The following is a 23,915-nucleotide window of genomic DNA, read 5'->3' as shown; positions in this document are numbered from 1 at the left end:
AACTTTTAGGGGTCACTTCAGAAAGGATCCTGTTCTTCGGGCGTTTGGTCTACCCATTGTGGAAGTGTTCTGAATAAGGAATTACTATCCTTACGTCCTAATTATACTTAATATCTCAATTCTTACAACTTTTCTTCGTGCATGCTCATTGATGAATAGGTAAACAGCTTATCTAAGAAAAGATCACCTTTAGTAACACAATAACACAGTGGTGTATTGTGTTATTGTGTTGCTTTTTGTATTGGTATATTAAAAATAAAAACGGATGATAAATCAAGATAAAGACTTATCTGATTTATCATGACATGTCCTGATTTATCCCCAGACTTCGTCAAGGGATAAATCGAACATGTCACACGTGTATAGCAAGCTGATCGATGCAAAAAATGCAAAAATCTTTACTACAAGAAAAGAAAAAAGGGGGGCGTGCGCAGTTCTTAAAACGGAAATTCTATACCCTATGGATTGCATTCATCTATTCAGTTATATTAGATATCATCTTCCTCCAGAAAATATAGGAAGAATCCCTGAAATGGACTTTACCAGCAAAAGTGCCATCAGTGGTCTATTTTTCGTAGAAGATATAACCTCCTCATCCGTAAAAACCGTCAACCTGTCAGACGGCAGGGTCTACAAAATATCATTGCCATAAGAAATCTTGAAGGAGGATACCGTTTATTACGGTATGATCTTTCATGGCTTCATCTAGAAACCTGCAGGAAAACAAAATTGGGTCTTTTTTGATGTAAAAACCATTTATCCGCCAAATGCTAGATTTTTTGTTGAAAAGAATTTCTTAGTTTAGATCAAAAACAGACCCACTAAAATTTAGTGGGTCTGTTTTTATATCCTGCACACCTGCAACGGACATTCTTCACAATTGCACACATTCTTTAAATAGTCCAAATCAGTAATTACAAGATTACCATTTTCATCATGATCAATGACTTTATCTTTCTTTAAGACACCTAGCATTCGATTGACAGTCTCGCGGGATGTTCCAATTAATTCAGCCAATTCCGCATTGGTAAGTTGAAGAGTGAGGACAATGCCATCTTTCCCCATTTTTCCATAAGAGTTGGAGAGACGAATGAGAGTGGAGCACAGAGCACCGTTCTTTCCATATAACATCAAGTCCCGAAGCTTAGAGCGAGTGATCTGATGCATCAACCCCGTCCAGCGCACAAACTCTATGGCAACCTCGCCATGTTTTCGCATCATTTCTTCCAGGTCAGCCTGCTGGATAACGCCGACAACACTGTCGGTGGATGCTACGGCACTGAAGTTATGCTTTTCATCGCCAAAAGCATTGAGCTCTCCAATTAAATCACCATTCTGAAACATGGAAATGACAAGCTCTTTGCCATCCTCTGTCATTTTCGTCCCTTTAATAATTCCTTCCATAACAAAATAAAGTTTCCCAGCAGCCTCATTATCCATGAATAGCATGGTTCCTTTTTTTATTTTACACTCCAGCATTAATTCTTCGAGCAAGCGAAGAGTCTGCTCAGAAAATATCTCTGTATTTTGAACTGAATTATAGTCACTCGGGATATCACGGGTTTTCATATGTTTAACCTCCATCACCTAACACATCTCTTTATTAGTATAAGAAAAAGGCATGAAGTTCAATATCAGGGAACCTCCTGATTGTGTTGGGGGGAAATCCCCTATTTTATTATTAACCAGGCAGGTGTGATAAGAGTCACGGTGAAAAACGGAATAGAGAGTTAAATTTGAGATAAGAAACATACATGAGGAGGAGTCATCATGGAAAGGGTGTTTGATCCTACGGTAAAAACGCGTGAAATTGTCATGAAATGCCCTAGGGCGGGGACATTGCTCAAACGGTATAGAATTGATTATTGCTGCGGCGGCAGCCGGCCAATCGGGGAGGCTTTACAAGAACGGAACTTGAATCCCACCCAAATCCTTCATGAACTGAACACATTGTATGAAAAGAATTATGACGAGCAGCTTAGAATGACAAGGTGGGAGAGACAGAAATTTAAAGACTTCATTCAATTTATTATTGATGCCCATCATTCGTATTTGTATATGGTGCTTCCAAATTTACAAACTATCATTACAAGCATTTTTAATAAACACCACCAATCACATCCTGAACTGTCGAATGTCCATTATCTTTACTCCATACTAAAGATTGAACTCGAACAGCATATTATCATGGAGGAAGAACTCATCTTTCCTAAAATCATCTCCTACGAAAAGCGTCCAACACTCAATTCTTTAATTGATATTACGGAATATATAGAAGATCTTGAAAGAGAGCATCAACACATCATTCAAATCTTAAAAGACTTGCGGGATATAACGAGTGATTACCAAGTTCCTGATGATGCATGTGATACGTATAGGCTGGCCTATGTTAAGCTGGACGAGCTGGAATCGGATATGTTTCAGCATCTTCACCTTGAAAACAACATTCTGTTTCCTCGTTTAATGAAGGAAATGGAGAAAATAAGGTAGTACTAAGCCCCGAAATCCTAAATATTTTAGGAATTTGGGGCTTTTTAAAATTAGAATAAGGAAAGTATTTTATAAAATAAGCTATATGTTAAGATAAACTTGTAAATTGAGAACATTATCCAACTATATTCTAAAAAAAGAAATGAGGTTATTAAATGCCAACCTACAATAAACTTGTTCGTGACAGAATTCCCGAAATTATAACAAGCACAGGAAAATCCTTCAACACAACCATATTAGAAACGGATGATTACATAAAAGAATTAAAAAGAAAATGCTATGAAGAACTCGATGAATATGCTTCTGCACCTAACGATGAAAACGCGATTGAGGAACTCTCTGATCTTCTTGAATTAATGCATTCTTTGGCTAAAGTTCATGGATCTGATATTTCTGAAATTGAACGTGTCCGCCAGGAAAAAGCAGAAAAGCGAGGAGGATTTGAAAAACGTATTTTCCTTATGGATGTGGAGGATTAATGCAAAATCTTAAACTAGTAACTGGTAACTTGAGAGAAGAACTTACAGGCTTGATGAATGATGCCAGTTCAATTTATATTCTTACCTCATTTATTATGAAATCAGGAGTTAGCATGCTGGCTCCTCTTTTAAAAGAAGCGGTAAACAGCGGGGCAGAAGTCAAGATTTGCACAGGGGATTATTTATTTGTTACTCAGCCTGATGCACTTGAAAGACTGCTTGAAATTGATTCGAGAATTGAAATTCAACTCTATCGAAGTAAAGGACGATCTTTTCATCCCAAAGCATATTTATTCCAAAATGAAGATGGCAATGGGGCGTTTATTGTGGGGTCATCCAATCTTTCCACTTCTGCTTTAACGAGTGGTGTGGAATGGAACCTGATAATTAACAAAGAAGTGGATCAGGAAATTTACCAGGAAGCTCTTGATACGTTTATTAAAACATTTCATCATGAACAAACGATAACAATTAACTATGAAACGTTAAAAGATTACAGGGATGAATATGAAAGGTACCATGAAAGACATCCCAACCTACTAAGACAATGGTCGAAAGCGGAAGAAGAGATTTTAACGCTGCCAACCATTACTGAGAAACCACAAATTACAAATGAACCACCAATAGTTTATGGACAAGTAACGCCTAGACCTGCCCAACGGGAAGCTCTTGAAATGCTGAACACGACTTTGGAAGAAGGCTACAATAAAGCAATGGTTGTCATGGCAACCTGATTGGGAAAAACGTATCTTGCAGGATTTTTTGCTCAAAATTTTAAACGAATTCTTTTTATTGCCAATTCTAGGACAAGCTAGGAATTCTTTTCGCAATATCATGCCTGAACGCTCTATGGGATTATATTATGGAAAGGAAAAAGAGGGCGAGGCAGATTGTGTTTTTGCCTCTATTTATACTTTAGGCATTAATCGGCATCTAGCCAGTTTCAACCGTGATGATTTTGATTTAATTATTGTGGATGAATTTCATCACGCAGCAGCAGGCTCTTATCAAAAAGTGATTAATTATTTCAAGCCAAGGTTTTTGCTTGGTATTACTGCTACACCGGACCGAATGGATGGGAAGGATGTGTACGCCATTTGTGAAGGAAATGTCGCGTGTCAACTTCATTTTATAGAAGCGATCCAAAAGCAATGGCTGGCTCCTTTTCACTATTATGGAGTCTATGATGATACTGACTACTCTCATATTACATGGCTCGGTACTCGCTATGATGATGAAGAGCTAGCCTTGGTTCAATTACGTGATGAGATGGCAGATAAAGTACTAGGGGCATGGAAAGCACATAAGCAAACAAGAACCATTGCTTTCTGTTCTTCTATCCGGCAGGCCAATTTTCTATCGAATTATTTTAATGGTAAGGGATATAGCACAGTTAGTCTTAACTCTAAGACAGTGGGTATTACACGAGGTGATGCCATTCAGAGTTTGGACGAGGGAACCATCGATGTCATCTTTACAGTAGACCTATTTAATGAGGGTGTAGATATTCCTTCTGTTGATACACTGCTTTTTGTCCGGCCGACTGAATCGCTTACTGTGTTCACCCAGCAAGTTGGACGGGGATTGAGGTTGTTTGGGGGTAAAGAACTTTGTGTCATTATTGATTTGATTGGAAACTATCGAAATATGGACATTAAGCTTCAACTGTTTAATACGGAACCTGGTGAAATGAAGAGCGGTAAGAAAGCTGCCATACCTACTGTTCCTACTGGCTGTTTATAAATATTGAATTGGCCGCAGTTAATTTGCTCGATGAACTGAATCGGAAACGTCAGCCGAGAAAAGATAAGCTGCTTGGAGATTACATTGAACTAAAAAAAGAACTCGGGAGAAGGCCGACTTATTTGGAACTTCACCTGCACGGTAGCTCAAAAAGCAGGGAATATAAGCAGGAATTTAAATCTTATATTGGTTTTCTGTATTGGGCAGATGAATTAACAGAAGAAGAAAAAAATGTTTTTTTGGAGAATGAAAGCTGGATGGCTGAAGTTGAGAGTACTGGTATGGCGAAAAGTTATAAAATGGTTGTTCTGAACTATATGCTTAGCAGAGGATCTGATAACTGGCTGAGACCAGTTACTCCTGAGGAAATTGCTCCATATTTCCATCACTATTTGACAGAAAAGGAATATCGCAAACGTATTGACTTCTCAGACAAAGCGTCAAAACAGCTTTGGGAGTATGACGAACAAAATGTCAGCAAGCTTATTGCCAATATGCCAATGACTAAATGGAGCGGGAGTTCTAAAGGTCTAACCGGGTTTAATAAGGGTGTTTTTTCCATTAAGATTGACTTGCCAGTAGAACATAATGAAATAGTTTTTGAGTGGACAAGGCAGATATGCGAGTATCGGTTGCATGAACACTTTGACAAAGGGAAGCCCCCACATAGCCAGTGGAAGGCTTCCCTTTTTTCAGGTTACGTGAGCCATATTCCACTCCTTCTTTCCCTCATGACATGATTACATTAGGCTATGTGAATGCCCATATAACGTGAATCGATTGGCCTGCCTGCATCACGAACAGGCTTTTTTATTTTTGTTTGTCCACTTTGTGACAATCTGCACACAACAAATAAAAACAGCCTGGAACAGTGACATTTATCACATATGAGATAAGCCCTATCGTTATAGCATGAGATAGTACTTATTTCACATAAGAGAAAACGTAAATGCACGAAAGGAGAGGTTCAAGTGAGCAAGCGATTGTCGTCTGGCCGTCTTTGGAAGGTTTCCGTTCTGGCGGCAGGTCTGCTGGTGCTTTTGTCCGGTTGTGACCGGCGTTATCTGATCTTTAATCCATCCGGCCCAGTGGCGGAAAAGGAACTTCATTTAATTATTTTATCCGCGGTGCTGTGTGCTGTTGTGGTCATTCCTGTGTTGGGGCTGCTTATCTTTATCGTTTATCGGTACCGTGACAAACCGGGCAATAAGGCTCCTTTTACACCGGAGTGGAATGACAGCAAAATTTTAGAAATTATCTGGTGGGGAGTCCCAATTATTATTATTGGTATTTTGGGTGTATACACGGCAAAAACCACCTATTCCCTTGTTAAGCCGCCGGTGGAGGATGTGAAGCCGATCACCATTCAGGTAACTTCCCTTGATTGGAAATGGCTGTTTCAATACCCTGACCAAAAAATTGCGACCGTCAACTATGCCGAGATCCCAGCCGGTGTTCCGGTCCAGTTTCATCTAACGTCGGATCAGATGATGAACTCATTCTGGGTTCCTGAGCTTGGCGGCCAGGAATACACCATGCCGGGCATGGCGATGAGGCTGTGGCTTCAGGCGGATCAACCGGGAACCTATTACGGCTCTGGTGCCAACTTTACCGGAAAAGGCTTTGCACACATGAAGTTTAAGGTCGTAGCCAAGCCACAGGCTGAATTTAATCAATGGGCCAAACAGGTGAAAATGACCGCCCCTGCACTGACTGAGGCAAAATATCAGCAGCTTGCCCAAAAAGGCCTGGCAGAGAAGCAAACCTACTCTTCATATCCCGAGAGGTTATTCCTTGATACGATCGACCGCAATGGAGGCAAATACATGAAGCCTGAAATGAAACACGGCGGACACGACATGTCGATGATGGACCACGATAACGAATAGAAACGAAAGGGGGAAAAACAAGTGGGAGAAAAAGCGAAAGGATTTTTTGTAACGGGTGACCCGCTTATCTATGGCGCAGATGTATCCATAATCATCACGCTGCTTGGCATTCTTGTTTTTCTGACGTATTTCAAAAAATGGGGCTGGCTGTGGCGCGAATGGCTCACAACCGTCGATCATAAAAAAATCGGAATCATGTACCTGGTGTCGTCCTTGCTCATGCTGTTCAGGGGAGGGGTGGACGCCCTCCTGATGAGAATGCAGCTTGCGATGCCGAACACTCATTTTCTGCAGTCGCAGCACTACAATGAAATTTTCACGACACACGGAACGATCATGATTCTTTTCATGGCGATGCCGTTCATGTTTGCACTTTTTAACATTGTAATTCCGCTGCAAATCGGAGCCAGGGACGTGGCGTATCCGTTCCTGAATGCGATGAGCTTCTGGCTGTTCTTTTTTGGCGCCTTGCTCTTTAATTTGTCCTTTGTTATTGGCGGCTCTCCGGACGCAGGCTGGCTCAGTTATCCACCGCTTTCCGAATTGGCCGGCAGCCCCGGCCCGGGACAGAACTTTTATATCTGGGGAATTCAAATTTCCGGGATCGGCAGCCTGGCGACCGGAATCAATTTTCTCGTCACGATTTTAAAAATGCGAGCACCCGGAATGAAACTGATGCAGATGCCACTGTTTACCTGGTCGGTTCTTTCCAGCTGCATCACTATCATCTTTGCGTTCCCGGTATTGACAGTAACACTCGCTTTGTTGTTTGTTGACCGCTTTTTCGGTGCTCATATCTTTACGGCAACCGGCGGCGGAAACCCGATGATGTATGTGAACCTGATCTGGATGTGGGGACACCCCGAAGTTTATATCGTTGTCCTCCCGGCGTTCGGCATTTATTCCGAGATCGTGAGCACGTTCTCCAAAAAGAAAATCTTTGGCTACAAATCAATGGTCTTCTCCATGATGATCATCTCTGTACTCGGCTATTTCACCTGGGTCCACCACTTTTTCACCATGGGGGCCGGAGCCGATGTGAATACGTTCTTTGCGATCACAACAATGGCGATCGGTATTCCAACAGGGGTTAAGATATTCAACTGGCTGTTCACCATGTTCCGGGGACGAATCACGATGACACAGCCCATGCTCTGGACGCTCGCATTTATTCCGTGTTTTCTTGTCGGCGGAGCAACCGGTGTGATGCTCGCAGCAGCGCCTGCAGATTACCAATACCATAACAGCTACTTCCTGATCGCCCACTTCCACCAGACACTGATTGGCGGTGTCGTTTTCGGATATTTGGCCGGACTTTATTATTGGTGGCCGAAAATGTTCGGTTTCAAACTGAACGACCGCATTGGAAAATGGGCATTCTGGACATGGAATATCGGCTTTTATGTATGTTTCATGCCTCAATATGCTCTCGGATTTATGGGCATGTCCCGCCGCGTGTATACGTACGGCTGGGATATGGGCTGGGCACCGTATAACTTGGTTTCAACGGCTGGTGCGTTTTTGATGGGAATCGGATTCGTCTTTCAGGTCTGGCAGATTCTCTACAGCATCAAGCATGGTGAGAGGGATCTTACAGGCGATCCATGGAACGGCCGGACACTGGAATGGTCGATCCCATCCCCTGCGCCGCATTATAACTTTGCCCATCTTCCTGAAGTGAAAAGTGACGATACCTGGTGGGACATGAAAAAGTACAGGTATGGAGCAGCGGTTCAGGACGAGATCAAAGAGTATGCACCGATTCATATGCCAAAAAACTCAGGGATTCCGTTTCTGATGTCGGCGTGCTGGTTTGTGGCCGGATTCGGGCTTACGTTCGAGTGGATTTGGATGGGAATTGCCGGGCTTGCCGGTGTAGGGATTTGCTTGCTGGCTCGTTCCTTTCAGCGAAACACGGATTACTACATTCCTGTAGATGAAATCAAACGGACAGAGGCTTCTTTAGGGAGGGTTGTGTGATGTCACAATCAGCTATCTCAATGAATGCCCATCAGGAGCATCAGCATGATACATTTAAACTGCTTGGATTTTGGATTTTTCTCGTGACCGACTGTATTATTTTCGCTTGTTTGTTCGCCGTATACGCCGTGTTGCGAACACATACGGACGGCGATTTAACCGGGCGGGAGCTGTTCGAGGTGAAGGGCTTCACCGCAGAGACCTTTATTCTGCTCGCGAGCAGCTTTACGAGCGGTCTTGCCTCACTCGCCATGCATAAAGGCAGCAAAAAGCAGCTCCTTGGCTGGCTTGCGGTTACCGTTTTGCTCGGGTTGTCATTTGTAGGACTTGAGATCACAGAGTTTGCCAAGATGGCGTCCGAAGGGGCAAAAATCTCAACGAACGGGTTTCTCTCTTCCTTTTTCACACTGGTCGGTACGCACGGCCTTCATGTATCCTTTGGATTGATCTGGATGATCGGTGTGATGGTGCAGATTGGCCGTCATGGCATTGACTCGCTGACAAAAGAAAAGGTCACCATCGTTGGACTGTACTGGCACTTTCTCGATGTGGTCTGGATCTTCATCTTTACCGTCGTCTATTTGCTGGGGGTGATGTAAATGGGCAGTCATGAAAACCACGGTTCAGCCAAAACGTATATTCTCGGATTCTTGTTTTCGCTGCTTCTAACGGCCATTCCGCTGTGGCTCGTGATCCAGCATGTGATGAGCAAAACGGTGCTGACCGTTTCAATATTGTTGATCGCCGTGCTTCAATTGATCATCCAATTCTTCTTTTTCATGCACATCAGGGAGGGTGAGAAGCCAAGGTTTCATGTCATGGCACTCGTGCTCGGAGCGGTCATGGTGTTCACCATTGTCGCCGGCTCCATCTGGATCATGACCTTCAACTCTCAAGTTCACTAAGGTGAAAGACCGTCCCCTTGGTGGATCCGGAGGTTGGGAGGTTTAGGGCGGAGAGGAGATGCTGAACAAAAAATTGTTTGTTATGATATCGAAAAAGATATAGCAATATTAAATGTAAAAGATATGGATATCAATCATCAAGGATACAGGAGTTACCCTTCTACCCATACGGCTGTGGCCGTGTGGTTTTTTTGATGCAGGGCAGAATACTGTCCAATCACACACATTTTACAAACCTATACTCCCTGTCTCGAAAAACCCTCCTTTTGGCCTAGGAATTTATTCCATCAAGTGATTGTAATACTTTTTCATTAAATATATCATTATGTTTAATATATTGTTAGAAAATTCAATTTATTGAAAAGAGGTGTAACTATTTGTCAGAAACGGCGAACTCTGAACCTGAAGGAACGGCAATGGACTCGCAAGACCCCTTACTTTCCCTATCCAACCTCTCACCTAGAATCGACGTCTATCCTTACTATTACCACATGACCCTGCCCGGAGCAGAAAACGATTGTTTTTTGCGAAAGGGCACGGTAGAAAAACTGATCAAAGCAGCCAATTACTTACCTCAAAATTTAAAGCTGGTCATCTTCGACGGCTGGAGGTCCTATGAAACTCAGCTCGCGATCTATGAAGCCATTAAAGCACACCTCGAAACCCGAAACCTCACCAAGGAAAAAATGCAGGAAGAAATCTCTAAATATGTGGCAATTCCGACCCGTGATCTGAATAAGCCTGCACCGCACCTTACCGGTGGAGCGGTGGATTTGACGATCGCGGACGAGAACGGATGGCTCGACATGGGGACAGACTTTGATGATTTTACCGAAAAGGCAGAGCTTGAGTGGTACGAGAAAAAGCACCAGCTGACCCGCCAGGAAGAAGCCATTCGGGACAACCGCCGGCTGTTGCGAAAGGTGATGGAGGGAGCAGGATTTGTCTCCAACTCCGAGGAGTGGTGGCATTATGACTACGGAAATCGGAGGTGGGCGAACGCAACAGGAAACAGCATTATTTATTTCGGTATTCAAAAAAATTAAAAAGTGATGGAGGAGAATGATGAAAAGAAAACTTAGCCTTCTGCTCTTTGTAGTGATGATTCTTGCTTTGTTATCGGCCTGTGTGAAGAATTCAAACGCTACACCATCCAGTAGCGAAGGTACAAAGGGCTCAAATGCGTCAAATGGAAAGGATGTCCTGACGATTGCCACGACTGCGGATCAGGGGACGCTTGACCCGGCGGTGACGATGGATAATTCCGCATGGAAACTTACATATCCGGCCTATGAGCGCCTTGTGGAATATGACGGAGGAAGCACAAAAGTAAAGCCTGGTCTCGCAAAGGAATGGAAAGTAAGCAAAGACGGCAAGACGTGGACGTTCACCCTGAACGAAGGCCATAAATTTGCCGATGGAACCCCAGTGGACGCACAAGCGGTCCAAAAAAGCTTTGAGCGCCTCAAGAAAGTCGCCAAAGGCCCCTCGGAAGTATACAGCCTCGTTTCCGAAATCAAGGCTGAGAATCCAACAACCATCACGTTTAAACTCAAAGAAAATTTTCCGCCCTTTTTATCCACACTGGCTGCCAACTACGGCAGCATCGTAAACCCGAAAGTCATGGATCATGAACAGAATGGTGACGCAGGACAAAACTATCTGGCGACCACGACCATGGGAAGCGGCCCTTATAAACTCGCAAAATGGAAAAAAGGCGAGTATGTGAGACTCGATCAGAATAAATATGCGGCCAAAAATCCCGCGTTCAAAAAGGTATATTTTAAAATTGTAGCCGATCCTTCTGCACAGCGCCTCCAACTGGAAAAAGGCGAGATCGACATCGCAGAAGGCATTCCGGTCGATCAAATCAACAGCGTGAAAAAGATGAAAAACGCCACGCTGCTCCAGGAGCCAAGTCTGCTCGTGGAATATGTATACGTGAACTCGACCAAAGGCAATAAAGCTCTTCAGAACAAAAAGGTCCGCCAGGCTTTAAACTACGCCATCGACTACAGTAAGCTGATCGACGCGGTACAGCAAGGATACGGAACACAGATGCGCGGCCCGATCCCGAAAGGATTGTGGGGCCATGACGGTCAAGCACAGCAGTACAAGTATGACAAGGCAAAAGCGAAATCGCTGTTAAAAGAAGCGGGAGTGTCGAACTTGAGCCTAGACCTTCTGTATTCTGACAACAAAACCTGGTGGGAGACGGAAGCATTGACGATTCAGTCGAACCTGAAGGACATTGGAATAAAGGTCAACCTGAAAAAAGTAGCCTATGCCACCTCAAGGGAAATGATTGATAAAGGTGATTTTGACTTGGCGCTTGGAATGTGGAGCCCTGACTTCGGGGATCCGTATGCGTTCATGAACTACTGGTTCGATTCCAAGAACTTCGGGCTTGCCGGTAACCGTGCGTTCTATAAAAACAACACCGTCGATCAGAAGCTGAGAAAAGCAGCGACATTAAACGATGAGAAAAAACGTGTAGCACTTTACCAGGAGGCTCAGCGTATGGTCATTGATGACGCGCCGTACATTCTCTTGTATCAGAAAGACTTCTTGCTGCCAATGAGTAAAGATGTCAAAGGATTTGTGTACAATCCGATGCTCGAGAGCATGTACAACCTTGGAGATATGTCCAAATAACAGAGAATCGGAGTGTTGAACGATGAAGAAGATGATCTTAAACCGTATGGGCCTCCTTCTCTTCGTAGTGTTTGGCGTCACTTTGGTCTCCTTTTTGCTGTCACACGTCATTCCGGGCGATCCAGCCCGGATGATGGTAGGGCAGCGGGCAAATGAGGAAACACTGCAGCAAGTACGCCAGCAGCTCGGTTTGGACCAGCCCCTTTGGGTTCAATATGAAACCTATATGAAAGGGATATTAAGCGGGGACCTCGGTACGTCGATCCGTACGCAAAAACCGGTCCTGGATGATCTGGAAGCCTTTTTCCCTGCCACGATGGAACTGGCAGTGATTGCATTTATCTTTGCTTTAGGCATCGGCATTCCTCTTGGTGTGCTGGCGGCTGTCAAAAAGAACAGCATATGGGATCATGCGAGCCGGATCTTTTCTATCAGCGGTGTCTCGACACCGGTGTTTTGGAGCGGTCTTGTTGTCATTTTGTTTTTTTACGGGTATCTTGGATGGTTTCCAGCGAACGGGCGCTTGGACATCAGCATCCATCCGCCGACTCGCATTACAGGTTTTTATATTTTGGACAGCCTCTTGAGCGGGGATATGGTCGCACTGAAAAGCAGCCTTCATCATATTCTTCTGCCGGCCATCGTGCTGTCCTATGCGCAATTAGCGGTCATCACCCGCCAGGTGCGGGCCAGCATGCTCGAGATCATGGAGCAGGAGTACATCCGTACGGCGATCGCCAACGGTATTCATGGGCCATTCCTGTTCTTCCGTTATGCCCTAAGGAATGCCTTGATCCCCACGATAACGGTCGTTGGAATTTCCTTTGGCTCCTTGCTGGGAGGGGCAGTAGTAACAGAGACGATCTTCGGGTGGCCGGGAATGGGAAAATACGTGGTCGACTCCATTGCTTATCTTGATTTTCCGGCCATGATGGGCTTTACGCTGCTGATCGCCGTCGGATACGTCATCATCAATCTTATCGTGGATCTTACGTATTACGTGCTTGATCCACAGATTAAAGGATAGGAGGGAGGACATGGAAACACCTCTGCACAGAGAAACAAGCCAGCCCAAGCAGATTAAGGCTGTTCACCCTTTCTGGTACAAGCTGAAACAAAATCGGATGACGTGGGTGGGGTTAGGCATCCTGGCGTTTATCGTAATCTGTTCCTTGTTCGCGCCTGTCCTGACCTCCTACAACCCTACGCAGATTGATATCTCGCAAAAGTTTCAGGCGCCATCCATGCATCACTGGTTTGGTACGGATGAAGTAGGAAGAGATATTTTAACAAGGATCTTGTACGGAGCAAGGATTTCACTTGGCGTAGGGATCACCGTCATCATTATTGCAAGTATCATTGGAATTCTGATCGGGACCGTTTCCGGTTATTTTGGCGGGATCATGGATTTGGTCATCATGCGGATCATGGATATGGTCATGGCCTTTCCGACCCTCATTCTCGCAATGGCTCTTGCTGCCGCTTTAGGACCGAGTCTGCAAAACGCGATGCTTGCCATTGCGATTGTCAAGATACCGGTCTATGTCCGGCTGGCGCGGGGTGAGTCTCTTGTCATCAAGGAAAAGCTTTTCGTCAAATCTGCAGAGTCATTCGGAATCAATCCATGGCGGATCATTGTCAAACACATCGTTCCAAACTCGGTATCACCGGTCATCATTCAGGCCACACTTGATGTGGGCGACGCGATCCTCATGATTGCCACGCTCGGTTTCCTTGGATTGGGAGCACAGCCGCCGGCACCTGAATGGGGGGCCATGATCAGCATCGGCTGGAAGTACTTGCTGGATTACTGGTGGTATCCGGCGTTTCCAGGACTATTTCTCTTCCTGTCTGCAGGTTCTTTAAATTTAATCGGTGACGGGATCCGCGACATTCTGGATCCAAAAGCCGGGCGCTAGGAGGGCCGCATCATGGTATTGGAGATGAAAGATTTATGCGTCGATTTTACAGGTATGAGAGGGAAGGTGCAGGCTCTCCGCAATGTCAGCCTTTCGATTCATAAAGGAGAAATTTTAGGAGTAGTAGGCGAGTCGGGATCAGGAAAATCGGTCACTGCTTTATCCATTCTTGGTCTGCTCGGCTCCAATGCCCATATCTCAAAAGGAGAGATCTCCTATTTGGGCAGAGATCTTCTTAGCCTTGGTAAAAAGGAAATGCAGAGCCTCCGGGGCAAAAAAATCGGCATGGTGTTCCAGGAGCCGATGACCGCCCTGCATCCGACGATGAAGGTAGGGAATCAGCTCGCGGAAGTGATCAAACGGCACAGGGAGGTTTCAAAAAGAGAAGCAAACCTGCTTGCCGTTCAAGCGTTAAGGGAGGTGCACATCCATGATCCGGAGCTTGTGGCGAAAAAGTATCCGTTTGAACTGAGCGGCGGCATGCGCCAGCGGATCGTGATCGCCCTTGCGATGTCCGCGCCTCCTGACCTGCTGATTGCGGATGAACCGACGACCGCTCTGGATGTGACTATTCAGCAGGAGATATTACAATTGATCAAAGAGCTGAACTCGAAAAGAGGGACGTCTGTCCTTTTGATCACACACGATCTGGGCGTTGTGTCCAAGGTGTGCGATCGGGTGATGGTCATGTACGCGGGTGAAGTGGTGGAGGAAGGGAAGACGGAAGCGGTCTTGAACGCACCCTCTCATCCGTATACAGAAGCCCTGCTGCACGCACTTCCTGATCGGGCGGATCCCGGACAGCCGTTACAAGCGATTCCAGGTGAGGTTCCGGATCTGCAAAACCGCCCCGTCGGCTGTGCCTTTGCCTCCAGATGCAGCAAAGCCATGGATATATGCAGTGTTTCTGCACCAGCGCTTGAGCCGGTATCCGGCAACCGTTCAGCCGCCTGCTGGCTAAGGGGGACAAGACATTGAGCACACTCATTCAATTCGAAAAAGTGGAGAAGTCGTTTTCTAAAGGACAACATGTGATACGGGCGGTCAGTAACGCGAATTTTTCTGTTAAAAAGGGCAGTGTTCTCGGACTGGTCGGTGAATCCGGTTCGGGTAAGAGCACACTGGGCAAGATGCTCATCGGCTTGGAAATGCCATCAGAAGGAACGATCCATTATCAAGGAAATCCGTTATGGAAGAAGAACAAATTTAAACGCCCCCGTCCAGGTGAAATCCAGACCGTGTTTCAGGATCCGCAGTCTTCGCTTGATCCGAGGATGCGCGTAAAAGATATTATCCTCGAGCCGCTGCTGGCACTGGACAACAAGCAGAGAGAGGAGAAAGGTGAAAGCCTGCGCCTTATTTCTCTCGTGAAGAGGGTTGGATTAAAAGCCGAACACCTTGACAGGTATCCGCATGAGTTCAGCGGAGGCCAGCGGCAGCGGATTGCCATTGCCCGTGCGCTCATCACTGATCCTGCGTTTATCGTGCTGGACGAACCGACCTCCGCACTGGACGTATCGGTGCAGGCACAAGTGCTGAATCTGCTAAAAGATCTGAAGAAAGAACGAGGGCTGACGTATCTCTTTATTTCACATAACATGTCGGTCATCCGGTACATGTGCGATCAAATTGCCGTCATGTACAAAGGGCAGATCGTGGAGATGGGGCCATCCGCGGAGCTTTTCGAGCGGCCGCGTCATCCTTATACGAAAATTTTGCTCTCTTCTTTGCCTGGTCTATTTGAGTCAGCGGATGAAGGAAAATTGGGTTTTGCAAACCCTTCAGAGGTAAAACCGGGTCATGAAGCCTGTGTGTTCTATGATCGGTGTCCTTACCGTATGGAGGCCTGCCTTAAGGCACCAGCTTATCGAAACGAAACGGACGAGCATGGATTTGCCTGTCATCTGAAAAAGTAGAGGAGGGATGTGTTTGATTCAGGGAGGACGGCTACGAGAATTACGAAAGCAGCGCAACTTTACGCTGCAGGAATTTGCGGTGCAAACCGGATTAAGCTCCAGTCTGCTGTCCCAGATTGAGCGGGGGCTTGTAGACCCCACGGTCAGTACGTTTTGGAAGATCTGCAGCAGTCTGAGCGTCCCTCTTCATTATTTTTTTCAAGGTGCAGAAGAAGATGAGCTTGTTGTAAGGAAAAATCAGCGGCGATTGATTCAGTTGTCTGATGAAAAGGTACGATACCATGAACTGACGCCCAATCGCGGCGGAAAACTCGATTTCCTGATGGTCGAGATCGAGCCGGGGGAAATGAACGAAGCAGAGCTTGTTTCACACCAGGGCCACGAATGCGGAATCGTGCTGAAGGGGGAACTGAAGGTGATTTTAGGAGAAAAAGAGATTCATCTTCATGAAGGAGACAGTATTCACTTCCCGAGTATAACGCCTCACCGTTATATCAACCCCGGGGAGAGAATGTCAGTGTCCATTTGGGCGATGACGACGGTATAGAAGAATAAAAGAACGGCCGCTTGTTAACCAGCGGCCGTTCTTTAACGTAAATGTACTGCAGTTGTGTCTTTATATCTTTTTTGGTGATCAGCAAGCCTGATTGACCCAGAAAACTTGCAGCAGCTTAAATAGTAATCATCCGATGACAGTACCCAAGATGGTCATTATTAAATCGTCAATGTCACAGGCTCTGTAATTATAGCCCCGTAAAAACCAGCTATAGCTTGGATGATTTCTATAGACAAACTTATGGCCGGACCAGAAAGAATGACTTTCAAGTTCACTTTCTCGCCCTCAATGAGATGGTCGATGACTTCATCCGCATTCCATGTTCCTTCGCCCTCATTGCATTTCAGCCAGCAAAACGATAAGCCGGATAAAAAGTGTTCGAGCGTTTGCGGGGTACGCTCCAGGACCTCAATCGCTTCCTTCATCCTAAAATTCATGCCGCCACTCCTTTCTGTCATTGACATTAAACGGAACGAGCAAAAACTCCTCCATCCAAAAACGAGTAAAAACCCCACTCCCTGCTAGCAAACTAGCAAAAGGGCGGGGTTTATCATTCAATCCATCATAGGGCTTGCTGACTTCTCCTCATATTTGCTTCTGATCGCATCATTTCTTCTTTTCAATAAAAAATAGGATGCGATGACCAATGCAGTTACGAGCAATGTGAGCAGCAGCTGTGAGCGCATGGAACTGATCAACGCCATGGACACGAGGATAACGGTAATACTAAGGATGACAAAATAGGACAAGCCTGGAAAAAGCCACATTTTAAGTTCGAGGTCTTCACCGTTCGCTTCCGCCCGCCGCCGGATCACGATGTGAGAGATGGCGATGGCCAGATACACGATCAGCGCGATGGCGCCGGATGCGTTAACAAGAAACTGGAAAAGCTTGTCCGGTGATACAAAGTTAAAGATGGCGGCGATAAATGCAACGATGGTTCCTGCCCATACCGCCCGGACCGGAACGCCTTGCTTGCTCAGCTTGAGGAATCCTTTTGGCGCATCTCCCCGCTGGGCAAGAGAATAGATCATACGTGAGTTCGTATAGAGCGCCGAGTTCAAACACGATAGCACCGACGTGAGGACGACAATGTTCATGATGAGTCCTGCACCCGGGATGTTGACCATCTTCAGCATCGTTACATATGGGCTTTCCAGCGCGGTTGTGGAGTTCCACGGCAGAAGGGTGACGAGTATGGCCACGGAACCGATATAGAAAATAAGAATACGCCAGACCACGCTTTTGATGGCGATTTGGATCGTCTTTTTTGGATTTTTTGACTCGCCAGCCGCAATGGCCGCGATCTCAGCTCCAAAGTAGGCGAAGATCACCGTCGCTACACCAAGGAAGATCGAGCTTAAACCGTTTGGCGCAAAGCCACCTCTTCCGAACAAGTTTTCTGTGCCCGGAGACTTGATGCCCGGGAACAAATGAAAGATGATGGCTAGGCCGATCCCCATGAAGAGCGAGATCGCGACGATTTTAATCAGTGCAAACCAGTATTCGAATTCACCGAACGATTTGACGGAAAAGATGTTCGTCATGGTGAGCAGTACGGTTAGAACAAGGCTCCATGTCCAGATCGGAATAGAAGGGATCCATCCGTGAACGATCGCTCCGCCGGCTACAGCCTCGATGGCGATGACGATGACCCAGAAGAACCAGTAGAGCCAGCCGATGGTGTATCCTGCCCAAGGGCCGATGGCTTCCCGGGAGTAGGTGGCAAATGAACCGCTGTCCGGATTGCGGGCAGCCATCTCGCCAAGCATACGCATGAGGAACACGACGAGTATGCCGGCAAATGCATAAGACATGACGGCTGCAGATCCGGTAGCGTTGATGACGGAGCCTGCGCCGACAAAAAGCCCGGCTCCGATAATGCCTCCTAAGGAGATCATCGTGATGTGCCTTGTTTTCAGTTGTTGCTGCAGTCCTTCTTTATTCTTCAATCGTTTTCGCCTCCCTGTCTTTATCGTGATACGAGGTTCTAACTGCTATAAGCCAATGGAAACGTATTTCACTTCCAGATATTCTTCGATTCCAAAATGGCCGCCTTCCCGGCCCAATCCGCTCTGCTTTGTTCCACCGAACGGTGCTTGAGCGACAGACGGCAGTGCATCGTTCAACCCGATGATGCCGTAGTCGAGCTCTTCGGAATGGGTAAGGGCTTGACTCAAGTTCTCAGTATAAACATAGGCCGCCAGGCCATAAGGTGTATTGTTGGCGCGCCCGATCGCCTCTTCAGCCGTTTTGAACGTGGCGATCGGTCCCAGCGGTCCGAATGTTTCTTCCTTCATACAGAGCATGTCATCGCTAGCGCCCGTGATGACGGTCGGCTCCATGAACAGGGATCCGGCTGGAGCATCGCCCCCGCAAGCGAGCGTTCCGCCTTTTTCTATTGCGTCCCGCGTGTGCTGTTTTACTTTTTCAACCGCTTTTTGATCAATTAACGGCCCGATATCCGTTCCGTCTTCCAACCCATCTCCTATTTTTAACTCAGCGACCGCTTCTACAAAAGCAGTACTGAATTCGTCGGCGATCGATTCCTGAACATACACGCGGTTCGTGCAGACACATGTCTGGCCGGCATTGCGGTACTTGGAGGCCACCAATCCCTGCACGGCCTTTTCGATGTTGGCGTCTTCCATTACGATAAAAGGAGCGTGTCCGCCAAGTTCAAGCGAGATTTTTTTACAGTATCGGCGGCTTTCCGCATGAGCAGTTTGCCGATTTCAGTCGACCCTGTAAACGAGATCTTCCTCACGCGTGTGTCCTCCATCCAGGCGTCTGAAATTTCAGCTGCGTCGCCGGTTACGACCTGAAGCACGCCTTTTGGAATGCCCGCCTTCTCTGCAAGTTCCGCCAGGCGGATGGCCGTTAACGGTGTTTGTTCCGCTGGCTTGACGACGGCCGTACATCCGGCAGCAAGTGCGGGCGCCACCTTTCTTGTAATCATAGCCGCCGGGAAATTCCATGGCGTAATCGCGGCGATGACACCAACGGGCTGCTTCTGCACGAGGATCCGCTTGTCAGCATGGGAAGCGGGGATCGTTTGCCCATACACCCGCTTGCCTTCTTCCGCATACCAGGAAATGAAGCTGTTGGCGTACGTAATCTCGCCTGCCGCTTCTTTTAGCGGTTTTCCTTGTTCCTTTGTCATAAGGGCGGCCAGTTCCTGTTTGGATTCCTCAATGAGCTGGTACCATTTCATGAGCAGCTCCGCACGGTCTTCAGCCGTCCGCTTCGACCAGCTTTTGAATGCCTCATAAGCGGCATCTGCTGCGGCAAGAGCTTCTTTTCGTCCTCCGTTCGGAACGGTATCGACGACGGCGTTTGTTGCCGGGTTGGTTACTTCGATCAGTGATTGCATGAAATGAAATTCCTCCTGTCGTGTCTAGTTGGATGCAGAAACGGCTTTGCTTTCAACCGCTTCGATCGCCTCATCTAAAATCTGAATGAGCTCACCGATTTCCTGCTTATTGATGATCAGCGGCGGGGCGAAGACGAGCGTATCCTGGTTATCAAACACAACAGAACGCATGATGAGTCCGCGTTTCGCCGCTTCGGCCAATACTTTCGGCGCGAGGGGCTCAGGGAATCGTTCGTTTGTGTCTTTGCTCTTGACGAGTTCAACCGCCCCAATTAGTCCGAGGGCTCTGACGTCACCGACGATCGAACGTTCAGACTGGATCTGTTTAAAGCCTTTCAGCAGTTCTTCACCCATGACTCGGGCATTATCGATTAAGTTCTCCCGTTCGAGGATCTCAAGGTTCTTCAATGCGACCGCACAAGCCATCGGATGTCCGCTGTACGTGTAGCCATGAAGAAGCGTTCCTTCTGACAGTTCGATGAAATCTTTGTGCATCGTTTCCGAGATCATGACACCGCCAAGCTGGGCATAACCGCTTGTGATTCCTTTCGCGAAGCACATCATGTCAGGTGCAACGTCATAGTGGTCGATTCCGAAATACGTGCCTGTGCGGCCGAACGCGGTGATGACTTCGTCCGTGATAAATAGGATGCCGAACTCGTCACAGATGCTTCTGATTTCTTTAAAATAGCCTTCCGGTGCGATATGCACGCCGCCAGCTCCCTGAACCGGTTCCGCGATATACGCAGCGATCGTTTCCGGTCCTTCTTCCTGAATTTTGTCGCGGAGTGCCTGTGGTGAAAAATGATCGATATAATGAAAGTCGGGTGCGAGCGAATTTGTGAAATCACGAAATGGCTTAAGGCCTGTGGCGCTTGTTGCTCCCATCGCCACTCCATGATAGGACTGTGAGCGGGAGATGATCTTCTTGCGTTTCGGCTGCCCTTTTAAAATCCAGTAGTGGCGGGCGAGTTTATAAGCTGAATCGTTGGATTCGGAACCGCCTGATGTGAAGAAGGTAGCGGTTAAGTTTCCTGGTGCAATTTCAGCCAGCTTTGCTGCAAGTTTGATCGCCGGCTCGTTGCTGAAGGTCGCAAAGCAAGAGCTGTAGCCGAGTGTTTTCATCTGCTCGAAGGCGACTTGAGCGATTTCTTCGCGTCCGTGTCCGATGTTCACGTTCCAAAGGGAAGAGAGGCCGTCGATGGCAGATCTCCCTTTTAAGTCATACAATCGGACACCTTCACCCTTCGTTAAAATAAAATCAGGGCCGCTGGCCTGCTGTTGCTTGATTGAAGTCGTCGGATGCAAAAAATGCTTTTTATCAAGTTCTGCCAATTGTTCATAGGATTTTTGATTCTCCATCATAACCACCCTTTGCCAGTAAATTCTCACTTTTCTGATTTATAAGCGCTTTCGAAATATAGTTGCAAGTTTCGTGCCAAACGGTTTGACGGGGGTTTGCGTGGATCTGATTCAATTATGAATGAAATAATCGTAATGTTGATTCGTTTTTGAATTATTGATTCGTTTTTGAATCGATGTTGTATTTTTTAAGACGACGGACGACAGTGGGCTGGCTTAGCCCCAAATACTCCGCCATCTCATACGTGGATTTGCATTCCTTGTATGCCTGAAGCAGCCAGCTTCTTTCTACATGTTCCAATGATTCCTGAAGGGATGTGCCATGCGTCTCGAACTTCTCTATGCGTTTTTCCTCAGCTTTTTCGGTAAACGGAAGATGGTCCGGCAAGATGACTTTATTTTCAAGCGTAACGACAAGACGTTCTATCAGGTTCTCGAGCTCCCTCACGTTCCCTGGCCAATCATACTGCCAGAACGCTTTCAGAGCGGATGGGTGCATCGTTTTATCGGTATCGTATTTCTCGTTGAATTTTTGCAAAAACGCTTCCGTCAGCTGATGGATATCTTCCTTTCGTTCACGGAGCGCGGGAATGCTGATCGGCACGACATTCAGACGGTAAAAAAGGTCATCCCGGAAGGTCCCTGTCTTTACCATCGCCTGCAGATCACGGTTTGTTGCTGCGACAAGCCGGAAGTTGACCGTGCGGCTCTTCGTGCTTCCCATTCGTGTTACTTTCTTTTCCTGAAGCACCTTCAGTAATTTGACCTGAATCGATAGAGGAAGTTCACCGACCTCATCGAGAAAAAGAGTCCCCTGGTCGGCAAGCTCGATAAGGCCCATCTTTCCACGGCTCGCCGCTCCGGTAAATGCTCCGGCCTCGTAACCGAACATCTCCGATTCAAACAGGCTCTCAGGGATGGCCCCGCAGTTTACTTCGATCATCGGCTTGCCTTTTCGGTGACTGCCGTTATGAAGGGCCTTCGCGAAAACGGTTTTTCCAACGCCTGATTCCCCGTGAAGAACAACGGTCGCTTCGCTTTTTGCCACCTTATTCACGAGGCTCCATACGGTCTGCATCGCCTTGCTGTTGATAAAGACTTCAGAAGGAAGCCGATCACGTTCACGCAGCTGCTCGATTTCTGTCTCGTACTGTTCCATCTTTTGCTGCAGTTTTTCGTATTTGCCCTTCAGCTCTTCAATCTCCGTCATATCATGCGAAAAGCTGATTACCCTCGTAATCTTTTTTTCTTCATTAAAAATTGGCACGCCGCGGGTCATGATGATTTTCCCCGTCGCTGTTTTTTGCATAAAAGTAACGGGTGCTTTCTGCTGCAGCACACTGAGTGTTACAGACGGACTAAAAATCTTTTTCTGTTCCAGTTCTTTAACAGATGATCCAACCAGCTCTTCCGAAGCGATGCCGTACATCTCTTCGCTGTTTTTTACGGCACGCAAAATAATGCCCTCGCTGTCGGTAATGATGATGTTTTCCCCTGATTCGTTGATGATTCCTTCGATTTCGAGCTCCAGCAGCCTTAGTTTCTCACTCATACCTTATCTCTCCCTGACCAAATGCATCATTATTCTGATAAATTTTTAATTAGGATAACATAGATTACGAGTGACCTTTATGAAAATGCGGTGTTTGGCGAGTAATCCTTGTCGAATCGATCGTAACCTCACATAGCCAAGCATACATATCAATGAAGAATGTATTTCTGGCTTTTTTCATAGCGTAGTAAGGTCAAAGATAAGAAAAAATAAAGATATTGTGCTAACCTGTGGGTAGCGAAACGAAGAAAGGGATGTTATGAGTGGGAGTGGAACAAAAAGAAATAAAGCTTATTGCCCTGGATATGGACGGAACGTTGTTGAATGATGAGCAGGAGATTTCAGAAGGGAACCGGATGGCCATACGGGAGGCGCAGGCGGAGGGCGTCCATGTGGTCCTCAGTACAGGCCGGTCGCTCATGACGTGCCGTGATTATGCTAAATCATTGGAACTGAATTCATATCTTGTGACGGTGAACGGCAGTGAGGTATGGGACAGCAACGGAAACCTTATTGAACGAACGCTGCTTCATAACGATCATATCGAGGCGATGATGGAGCTAACGAAAAAGCACAGCGCACAGTTCTGGGCGGTTTCGACCGATAAAGTGTGGCGTGAAACCTTTCCGGAAAACTGCGCAGAGATGGAATGGCTGAAATTCGGCTTCAACATTGCTGATGACGAGGTTCGTAAACTCGTTCTCGAAGAACTGGCGAAAAACAAGGAGCTCGAGATCAGCAATTCCAGCCTGACGAACATCGAAGTCAATGCAGTCGGAATCAACAAGGCGAGGGCTCTCGACCGTGTGTGCCGGGATCTTGGCATCACGATGGACCATGTCATTGCGATGGGAGACAGCCTGAACGATATCGCGATGATTACAGAAGCTGGGATTGGCGTGGCGATGGGCAATGCGCAGGATGTTGTAAAAGACGCTGCCGACTGGGTGACAGGCACCAACGTGGAAGATGGTGTCGCTCAGGCGATCCGGCATTGGGTGCTTTAAAATGGGAAAACCATTCAGACGTTGTCTGGATGGTTTTTTTTACGGCTGCCAGTCGGTAATTGCAGCGAAATACGCCTTAAGTCTTATTT

Annotated in this window: 19 protein-coding genes and 3 pseudogenes; 16 read left to right on the top strand and 6 right to left on the bottom strand. The window is 46.7% G+C overall.

All coding sequences use genetic code 11. The features are described from left to right. The first annotated feature begins 349 nt into the window (after positions 1-349). Positions 350-652 carry a hypothetical protein gene (locus tag ABHN01_RS13955; RefSeq protein WP_429876053.1) on the top strand — a complete coding sequence of 101 codons (303 nt, stop codon included), beginning with the start codon at positions 350-352 and terminating at the stop codon, positions 650-652. Positions 653-843: 191 nt separating this feature from the next. On the opposite strand, the gene ABHN01_RS13950 is transcribed toward ABHN01_RS13955, so the two are convergent. Further along, positions 844-1,569: a Crp/Fnr family transcriptional regulator gene (locus tag ABHN01_RS13950; protein ID WP_429876052.1), complete on the bottom strand. Its 726-nt coding sequence runs from the start codon at positions 1,567-1,569 to the stop codon at positions 844-846. A 201-nt stretch (positions 1,570-1,770) separates the two neighbouring features. Between ABHN01_RS13950 and ric the strand changes: the two genes are divergently transcribed. From ric to ABHN01_RS13880, 14 genes and pseudogenes are all read left to right on the top strand, one after another. After that, complete coding sequence (ric, locus tag ABHN01_RS13945; protein ID WP_429876051.1) at positions 1,771-2,490, top strand: iron-sulfur cluster repair di-iron protein; 720 nt, start codon at positions 1,771-1,773, stop codon at positions 2,488-2,490. A 155-nt stretch (positions 2,491-2,645) separates the two neighbouring features. After that, positions 2,646-2,969 carry a nucleoside triphosphate pyrophosphohydrolase gene (locus ABHN01_RS13940; RefSeq protein ID WP_429876050.1) on the top strand — a complete coding sequence of 108 codons (324 nt, stop codon included), beginning with the start codon at positions 2,646-2,648 and terminating at the stop codon, positions 2,967-2,969. Further along, a pseudogene (locus ABHN01_RS13935) lies at positions 2,969-5,452 on the top strand (DEAD/DEAH box helicase family protein). The gene ABHN01_RS13940 and the pseudogene ABHN01_RS13935 overlap by 1 nt, the downstream one beginning before the upstream one ends. 231 nt (positions 5,453-5,683) lie before the next feature. Further along, positions 5,684-6,601: a cytochrome c oxidase subunit II gene (locus ABHN01_RS13930; RefSeq protein WP_429876049.1), complete on the top strand. Its 918-nt coding sequence runs from the start codon at positions 5,684-5,686 to the stop codon at positions 6,599-6,601. A 21-nt stretch (positions 6,602-6,622) separates the two neighbouring features. Further along, a complete protein-coding gene (locus ABHN01_RS13925) occupies positions 6,623-8,581 on the top strand; it encodes a cbb3-type cytochrome c oxidase subunit I (RefSeq protein ID WP_429876048.1) in 1,959 nt (652 codons plus the stop codon). Beyond that, positions 8,581-9,180, top strand: a complete 600-nt coding sequence (cyoC, locus tag ABHN01_RS13920) for a cytochrome o ubiquinol oxidase subunit III (protein WP_429876047.1) — start codon at positions 8,581-8,583, stop codon at positions 9,178-9,180. Before ABHN01_RS13925 ends, cyoC begins: the two co-directional genes overlap by 1 nt. After that, a complete protein-coding gene (cyoD, locus tag ABHN01_RS13915; RefSeq protein ID WP_429876046.1) occupies positions 9,181-9,486 on the top strand; it encodes a cytochrome o ubiquinol oxidase subunit IV in 306 nt (101 codons plus the stop codon). A gap of 377 nt (positions 9,487-9,863) precedes the next feature. Continuing rightward, on the top strand, positions 9,864-10,532 hold the full coding sequence (locus ABHN01_RS13910) for a M15 family metallopeptidase (RefSeq protein WP_429876045.1): 669 nt from the start codon (positions 9,864-9,866) through the stop codon (positions 10,530-10,532). 19 nt (positions 10,533-10,551) lie between these two features. Continuing rightward, entirely contained in the window at positions 10,552-12,141 is a 1,590-nt protein-coding gene (locus ABHN01_RS13905; RefSeq protein WP_429876044.1) for an ABC transporter substrate-binding protein, read from the top strand. A 22-nt stretch (positions 12,142-12,163) separates the two neighbouring features. Next, positions 12,164-13,168, top strand: a complete 1,005-nt coding sequence (locus ABHN01_RS13900; protein ID WP_429876043.1) for an ABC transporter permease — start codon at positions 12,164-12,166, stop codon at positions 13,166-13,168. A gap of 10 nt (positions 13,169-13,178) precedes the next feature. Further along, a complete protein-coding gene (locus ABHN01_RS13895; protein ID WP_429876042.1) occupies positions 13,179-14,060 on the top strand; it encodes an ABC transporter permease in 882 nt (293 codons plus the stop codon). Positions 14,061-14,072: 12 nt separating this feature from the next. Then, positions 14,073-15,038, top strand: coding sequence for an ABC transporter ATP-binding protein (locus ABHN01_RS13890; protein WP_290398005.1), 966 nt, complete (start codon positions 14,073-14,075; stop codon positions 15,036-15,038). After that, on the top strand, positions 15,035-15,976 hold the full coding sequence (locus ABHN01_RS13885; RefSeq protein WP_429876041.1) for an oligopeptide/dipeptide ABC transporter ATP-binding protein: 942 nt from the start codon (positions 15,035-15,037) through the stop codon (positions 15,974-15,976). The genes ABHN01_RS13890 and ABHN01_RS13885 overlap by 4 nt, the downstream gene beginning before the upstream one ends. Before the next feature lie 13 nt (positions 15,977-15,989). Next, positions 15,990-16,523 (top strand): helix-turn-helix domain-containing protein, encoded by a 534-nt coding sequence (locus tag ABHN01_RS13880; RefSeq protein ID WP_429876040.1) that lies wholly within the window; start codon positions 15,990-15,992, stop codon positions 16,521-16,523. Between the two features lie 278 nt (positions 16,524-16,801). Here the strand turns inward: ABHN01_RS13880 and ABHN01_RS13875 are convergent. The 5 genes and pseudogenes from ABHN01_RS13875 to ABHN01_RS13855 form a co-directional block, all read right to left on the bottom strand. Beyond that, positions 16,802-16,969 (bottom strand): annotated as a pseudogene (locus ABHN01_RS13875) (DinB family protein); the annotation flags it as partial. Between the two features lie 117 nt (positions 16,970-17,086). Beyond that, positions 17,087-18,484 carry an amino acid permease gene (locus tag ABHN01_RS13870; RefSeq protein ID WP_429876039.1) on the bottom strand — a complete coding sequence of 466 codons (1,398 nt, stop codon included), beginning with the start codon at positions 18,482-18,484 and terminating at the stop codon, positions 17,087-17,089. Positions 18,485-18,529: 45 nt separating this feature from the next. Next, positions 18,530-19,905, bottom strand: a pseudogene (locus tag ABHN01_RS13865) (NAD-dependent succinate-semialdehyde dehydrogenase). Between the two features lie 24 nt (positions 19,906-19,929). After that, positions 19,930-21,270 (bottom strand): aspartate aminotransferase family protein, encoded by a 1,341-nt coding sequence (locus tag ABHN01_RS13860; RefSeq protein ID WP_429876038.1) that lies wholly within the window; start codon positions 21,268-21,270, stop codon positions 19,930-19,932. A gap of 151 nt (positions 21,271-21,421) precedes the next feature. After that, positions 21,422-22,819: a sigma-54 interaction domain-containing protein gene (locus tag ABHN01_RS13855; protein ID WP_429876037.1), complete on the bottom strand. Its 1,398-nt coding sequence runs from the start codon at positions 22,817-22,819 to the stop codon at positions 21,422-21,424. A 263-nt stretch (positions 22,820-23,082) separates the two neighbouring features. On the opposite strand from ABHN01_RS13855, the gene ABHN01_RS13850 reads away from it, so the two are divergent. After that, positions 23,083-23,826, top strand: coding sequence for a Cof-type HAD-IIB family hydrolase (locus tag ABHN01_RS13850; protein WP_290398012.1), 744 nt, complete (start codon positions 23,083-23,085; stop codon positions 23,824-23,826). Positions 23,827-23,915: the final 89 nt, after the last annotated feature.

Origin of the sequence: Fictibacillus sp. NRS-1165 (assembly GCF_050468105.1) — a bacterium.
Lineage (GTDB): Bacteria > Bacillota > Bacilli > Bacillales > Fictibacillaceae > Fictibacillus_C > Fictibacillus_C terrinigri.
The sequence above is the reverse complement of the archived record's forward strand: the minus strand, read 5'-3'. Positions and strand labels throughout refer to the sequence as shown.